General features: G+C 53.5%; 1 protein-coding gene. It reads right to left on the bottom strand.

Going from position 1 to position 2,313, the window contains the following annotated elements; genetic code table 11:
- Positions 1–198: 198 nt before the first annotated feature.
- Positions 199–2,232, bottom strand: coding sequence for a hypothetical protein (locus tag K4A83_RS22570; protein ID WP_265266971.1), 2,034 nt, complete (start codon positions 2,230–2,232; stop codon positions 199–201).
- Between the last annotated feature and the right edge of the window lie 81 nt (positions 2,233–2,313).

Here is a 2,313-nt window from a genome sequence, read left to right as displayed (position 1 = left end):
AGATTCTGTACTGATATCGGCTTTTCATGATGCTAGGATACCAAAGATAGAGAGGATTGGGGCGATAGACTCCGACAAAAAAGCCGCCCTGGAAGGGCGGGGCTTCAGACCCATTAGTTTTGGTGAAAAAATTATCTGACCTTAAATATTGCAGTGTTAATCAGTTATCTCTCCACAAAATGCTGGATTAATTGCTGTTTAGTGATTTAAAATTTCGTTGCGGTGGAAATCTGGGGGAATGACGGCTCGATCTGCGATCGCCTTATGACTCTCCCGTTGCGTTGCCACGTCAATAGCAATGGCTTCAAAGCGAATTGCTAAACTGCCCAAAGGAATCACTAACTGCGTCATCGTCTCCAATTCCCCCGCCCCATTGCGCTCAAAATCCACAAACGCCCGAGGCCCATCCAGCAATTGCCGAGTTTCTAAATCCTGTACCCACAATTTGACATAGACTGAACCCACACGGGCCGGGAGTTTCACCCGCACTAATACTAACTCCCCGGCCGTCAGTTCCCCGGGCGGGATTTCGAGGCGAGGAGTAGGAACCACTTCCCGTAAACTGGTATCCCCAAAAGGCTGGGCGACTTGTAACAAGGGGTGAGCGATAGGGAGTTCAACCGAGGTATTCTCTTCCTCAGAACGCTCTAATTCCGGCAAATCTGCCCCCGCTAAAGCCCCAGACTCTGCTTGAGAAATAAACCCCTGTTGCTGTCGCCATTGCACCGATTGCAACTCGGCCGGGTAGGGTAAACCGGAGGTGTCATGTTTCACACTGGGCAAACTGGGGGGGAAGTTGTCCTCTTCTTCCTCATCCACCACAATTTCCTGTTGTAACCACGGTGTCTCAACTTCTGGCTGGGCTAACAAGGGCGATGCTTGGTCCTCTGGGGTGGGGAAGTGCTGCCGTTGGGTTTCTGCGGCTAAATGTTGTAATAGTTCCGCCTCCGAGTTCATTTTCTCGAAGAAGGTGACATCATCTAACACCAAGTTTTCCGCTTCCCGTTGGCGAATTTCCGCCGCCACCTCTTCCGTCACTTCGGCTTTTTCTGCCAGTCGTTGGGTGGTGGTGTCTAAGTCGGTCGCTTCTTCTTCGGTGGGAGCCGGAAGAGTGGGATTCTCCAGCGTTGGGGGTTGAGTTTGTAGCCAGGTGGCTAACTCCTCGTCCACTTCCTCCTCTTCCGCCAATGAGCTAACGTGCTGCCAAAAGCGGTCTTTTAGGCGCAAGGATTGAAAGGCTTGGTCAACTACCTTTTTCTCCTCAGATACCTCTTCTAGGACATTTTCCGGGGCATCGGTGACATATTCCGAGGGAATATCTAAAGCGAGATGCGTCTCTTCTGTGTCGGTTTCTTCCCCTTGGGCTTGTTCCTCATCTACCCGCCCATCTGAAGCCTCAAGGTCGGGGGGTGGGGTAATGAGGGAAGTGGGGGCGGCCTCTGGGCTAGGGGTTGGAGTTTCGCTGTCCTCTGGAGTAGGGGCGGATTTGGCGCGCTTAAGGGAGGGGGGAATGGAAAGGCTTTCTAGGAGATCATCATCCTGCTCCTCTTCTTCCTCAACCTGTGACCCTTGTTCCGGGGAAGCGGGTAAGGAGAAGAAGTTAGCAGATTGCCCTAAGAGAGACTGCGGGGGAGGACTGCTGAAATTGGGCAGTTGGAGGGATTTCGGTTTGGGTTTTTGGGGTTTGCCGGAAGTCCGCAGGAGGGGCGGCAGGGCGGGGCCGCTTTTGGGTTCGAGGGGGGTGGTTTCCGGGGGTTTGGCGGTCAGGTTGAGGAAATCGAGCTTAATCTCTAGATTCCGCTCTTCTTCTTCCTCTAAGAAGGACCCCGGCATACCGGGGGCGGAGGGGATGGTTTTAACGGCGGTCATCAATTCGTTGAGGCCGGCTGTGATGGAAAAGGTCTGACTGGCTAGAGGAATCAGTTCCACCTCATGGGAAGGCGTGTCTTGGTCGCCGGAAGCAACTTCTAGGATAACTTCCCCTAAAATCAGGCGGGTGTTGTAGGAGGGGGGAATATCCAACAGATAGTTAAACACGAGGGGGATGGTGGCATCACTGAGGGGCTGTTCTACATCTAACAACAGTTCTCCCCCTTGGGGATCGCGCAGTTCGTAGCGTAAGCGGCCCCCAAACCCTTGATCTAAGGGGCTGGGGTTGTTGGGGTTGTTGAAGTTGACATGACCGGAAATCAGGATGGGTTCCCGGTTGCGGCGGATAAAGGTATCTTGCAACAGGGTGATGATGAGATCCAGATTGGGCGGGGGGGGCGGGGGGCAACCTCTGGCTCTTCAGGGGGGAGTTCTGGGCTAATT

This window comes from Spirulina subsalsa FACHB-351 (genome assembly GCF_026130165.1).
Classification (GTDB): domain Bacteria; phylum Cyanobacteriota; class Cyanobacteriia; order Cyanobacteriales; family Spirulinaceae; genus Spirulina_A; species Spirulina_A subsalsa_A.
Note: the sequence above shows the minus strand (reverse complement) of the source record. Positions and strands in the feature narration are given on the sequence as shown.